This window comes from Ruegeria sp. CDSA221 (assembly GCF_059611825.1).
The window spans coordinates 1-3798 of sequence record NZ_JBXWPK010000034.1; the positions used below are offsets into that span (position 1 = coordinate 1).

General features: G+C 50.6%; 5 protein-coding genes. 2 read left to right on the top strand and 3 right to left on the bottom strand.

Annotated features, from left to right (window positions below; all coding sequences use genetic code 11):
• Nucleotides 1-20: 20 nt before the first annotated feature.
• A protein-coding gene (locus AC2FJ5_RS21260; RefSeq protein WP_496794511.1) for an IS5 family transposase occupies nt 21-778 on the bottom strand; the annotation gives its coding sequence in 2 pieces (ribosomal slippage) (nt 21-457 and nt 457-778; 759 coding nt in all).
• 717 nt (nt 779-1495) lie between these two features.
• Nucleotides 1496-2044, bottom strand: a complete 549-nt coding sequence (locus AC2FJ5_RS21265; protein WP_496794512.1) for a winged helix-turn-helix transcriptional regulator — start codon at nt 2042-2044, stop codon at nt 1496-1498.
• A gap of 39 nt (nt 2045-2083) precedes the next feature.
• On the opposite strand from AC2FJ5_RS21265, the gene AC2FJ5_RS21270 reads away from it, so the two are divergent.
• Entirely contained in the window at nt 2084-2464 is a 381-nt protein-coding gene (locus AC2FJ5_RS21270) for a VOC family protein (RefSeq protein WP_496794513.1), read from the top strand.
• Nucleotides 2464-2871: a VOC family protein gene (locus tag AC2FJ5_RS21275; RefSeq protein WP_496794514.1), complete on the top strand. Its 408-nt coding sequence runs from the start codon at nt 2464-2466 to the stop codon at nt 2869-2871. The genes AC2FJ5_RS21270 and AC2FJ5_RS21275 overlap by 1 nt, the downstream gene beginning before the upstream one ends.
• Nucleotides 2872-2978: 107 nt before the next feature.
• Here the strand turns inward: AC2FJ5_RS21275 and AC2FJ5_RS21280 are convergent.
• A protein-coding gene (locus AC2FJ5_RS21280) for an IS5 family transposase (protein ID WP_496794511.1) occupies nt 2979-3736 on the bottom strand; the annotation gives its coding sequence in 2 pieces (ribosomal slippage) (nt 2979-3415 and nt 3415-3736; 759 coding nt in all).
• Nucleotides 3737-3798: the final 62 nt, after the last annotated feature.

Genomic DNA, 3798 nt, shown 5'->3' on the forward strand with positions numbered 1-3798 from the left:
TAGGTTCCAGACTCATTGATTTACAGCCAGAATAGGACCGTTGCAGCGAGAGCGATGGCCGAGAGGAATACCTTTGGGCATCTGTCATATCGGGTGGCGACGCGCCGCCAATCCTTCAGGCGTCCGAACATGATCTCAATGCGGTTGCGTCGTTTGTAGCGGCGCTTGTCGTATCGGACAGGCTTGTCGCGTGACTTTCGACCTGGGATACAGGGCCTTATTCCCCTGTCATTAAGGGCTTCGCGGAACCAGTCGGCGTCATAGCCTCGATCTCCCAGCAGCCAGTCAGCCGGTGGCAGACTGTTCACCAGAGTCCTGGCGCCCGTGTAATCGCTCACCTGCCCAGCGGATATGAAGAAGCGGATGGGGCGTCCCAGACTGTCAGTAACAGCGTGCAGTTTCGTATTCATGCCACCCTTGGTGCGCCCTATCAGCCTGCCACGCCCCCCTTTTTCAACCGCAGGCTGGAAGCCGTGCGGTGCGCTTTGAGGTATGTTGCGTCAATCATGATGGTCTTATGATCGGTTCCCTGCGCAGCCAACCCGTTCATGATCCGAGCGAACACACCCATATCGCTCCATCGTTTCCAGCGATTGTACAGTGTCTTTGGCGGCCCATATTCGCGCGGCGCATCGGACCAGCGTAACCCATTGCGATTGATGAAGATAATTCCACTCAAAACGCGTCGATCATCAACCCTCGGCTTACCATGGCTCTTTGGAAAGTAAGGCTGAAGCCGCGCCATCTGCTCGTCAGTCAACCAGAATAGATTGCTCATGTTATACCCCTGAAACTCACGGGTATGAATCACGCAGGCGGGATGACGGCAACCAAATTAATTGGTCCAGAACCTAAAACCCAGCCTTGGCGAGGCCGGCTCACTTTGCAGAACAAAAGCCGAACTCGATTGAGATTTTGAAGAGTTTTCTCTCGACCGCCCCGAGGCACGTTGAGTAGCTGAAGCTTTATAGGATTTGTTTGGTTGTTTGCTGCTTAATACGCTTGCTTTGATGTTGCTAATGGCGGTTTCTCAAAAAAAGAACATTCAGCTCTAACGCTCGCTCAAAGAAATTTGTCGTTGCATATTTTTGTGGGCAATTTTTCTAGGTTAACCATTATGGCATCTCGGCTCAAACACGTCCTAAAAATTCAAGCATCATCGATTTCCTCCCGCATCAAGTCTCTGCGAGTTGCAGGTATCATCCATAATTCCCCCAGGCTAAATTTGGCTCTTGCGTGCTGAGAGCCGCGATTGCACGAACCGTCCCGTGATTTTTGCCACCAAGAGTTTCGACCAGAACTCGCTTATGGAAGCGTTGAAGCGAAGCAAATAAGTAGAGCATCATTGAAATCACGTTTGTACAAAACGTAAATGGCCTACAATCGAACAGACAATGGGTAGGGGAAAAATCTTGATCAAATCATATTTGTGTGGGCATTTCTGAGCCTGCATGGACTTTAACAAATGGCCATAGCTTCTGGCAGATTCTGCACCCTAAACTGAAATGGGGGAAATTTCCGATCCGATGATTTCGCTTATCACCTCACCCGTATTAACAGCAAAATAAAGCGACCTAGGAGGACGAGCCGCCCCATCAACACTACGGCGCACCCAGTTTCTAGCCTCCAATGTTTTCAAAGATTGCGACAAAGCCCGATCCGTGATGGACTGTAAATTACGCTTAATGTCATTGAAGTGGCTTGGTGTGTGAAGCGATGTCAGAATTGGTAACGTCCACGAACGTCTCAACAATTTCTGATCTGCTTCCCTTGAAACGCTAATAACATTGTAGGCGATTTCAGCGGCAGTGACTCCGGCAGGTGTGAGGCGGAACTCTGGTCGCAGCGGATGACCATGTCCGGGGTTTATTTCCAGCAACCCAATTGCAATCAAATGATTCATACTCTGTGCGAAGGATGTCCTGCTCGCACCAGTCGCCGCCAATAAGGGTGCTTGCCGGGCAGAAACGCCTGCATGCAGATTGGACAGAATGGGAATTGCCCAAGCCCTCGAAGTAATGTTGACAAACGTCAAAATGTCCATAAAGTATAGTTACCATACTTAGAATCAAAAGGAAACCCTATGCCGCTCATTTCATTGGATGAAACCATCACTATCGCGTTATCCGTCAGCGATCGCCATGAAAGCGCGAAATGGTATGAAAGGATGTTAGGATTTGAGGTGTTGTACCATGCGGATGAGGCGGGTTGGTCAGAGCTTCAGACACACACACCCGGCGTTGCAATTGGTCTAGGCGAGCATACCAAGCCATCACCCGGAAATTGCGTACCGGTCTTTGGAACCGCCGATTTAGACGCTGCGCGGCAGAAACTAGAACAGGCCCAAGTTGAATTTGATGGCGAAACGATTGTCGAGGAAGGCATGGTCAAGACAGCCACTTTCTATGATCCGGATGGGAATGCTTTGATGCTTGCTGAGGATTTAACCGGAGGAAAAGATTAATGCGTGGGATGATAATAAATCTGCTAGTATACGCAATTTGGGGCAGCGTTGCCTTTTGCGAGCCCTTCAAAGAAGTTACAGTTGGTGTCCCAGTGACTTCCATTGCCGCTGCGGAAGATTGGTACCTTAAACTGTTTGGTTCCGACGTTGAGGTAATTAACCCTGTTCCAGGCGTCGTGGAATTTAAGGTTGCGCCAAATGTTTGGTTCCAGATTTTTGAAACAGACGGTCAACAGGAATATGGAACCGCAGTTCGGTTCTTGGTTGATGACATGAGGGCAACTCAACTTGCAGGTGCAGAATTCGGCATTAACATGGGAGAAGCAATTGAGATCCCAAATGTTGTAACTTTTTCGGAGTTTTCGGATCCGGATGGAAATGCTCTGGGACTTTATGACTTGCCATAGTCGTTTGAATCCCAACTAAGTTGAACATTTGATAATACTAAAGAGCTTGTCAGACACAGAGTACGCTTGTTCGGCTCTCACCGTCCTTAGGCTCCAGACTCATTGATTTACAGCCAGAATAGGACTGTAGCAGCGAGAGCGATGGCCGAGAGGAATACCTTTGGGCATCTGTCATATCGGGTGGCGACGCGCCGCCAATCCTTCAGGCGTCCGAACATGATCTCAATGCGGTTGCGTCGTTTGTAGCGGCGCTTGTCGTATCGGACAGGCTTGTCGCGTGACTTTCGACCTGGGATACAGGGCCTTATTCCCCTGTCATTAAGGGCTTCGCGGAACCAGTCGGCGTCATAGCCTCGATCTCCCAGCAGCCAGTCAGCCGGTGGCAGACTGTTCACCAGAGTCCTGGCGCCCGTGTAATCGCTCACCTGCCCAGCGGATATGAAGAAGCGGATGGGGCGTCCCAGACTGTCAGTAACAGCGTGCAGTTTCGTATTCATGCCACCCTTGGTGCGCCCTATCAGCCTGCCACGCCCCCCTTTTTCAACCGCAGGCTGGAAGCCGTGCGGTGCGCTTTGAGGTATGTTGCGTCAATCATGATGGTCTTATGATCGGTTCCCTGCGCAGCCAACCCGTTCATGATCCGAGCGAACACACCCATATCGCTCCATCGTTTCCAGCGATTGTACAGTGTCTTTGGCGGCCCATATTCGCGCGGCGCATCGGACCAGCGTAACCCATTGCGATTGATGAAGATAATTCCACTCAAAACGCGTCGATCATCAACCCTCGGCTTACCATGGCTCTTTGGAAAGTAAGGCTGAAGCCGCGCCATCTGCTCGTCAGTCAACCAGAATAGATTGCTCATGTTATACCCCTGAAACTCACGGGTATGAATCACGCAGGCGGGATGACGGCAACCAAATTAAT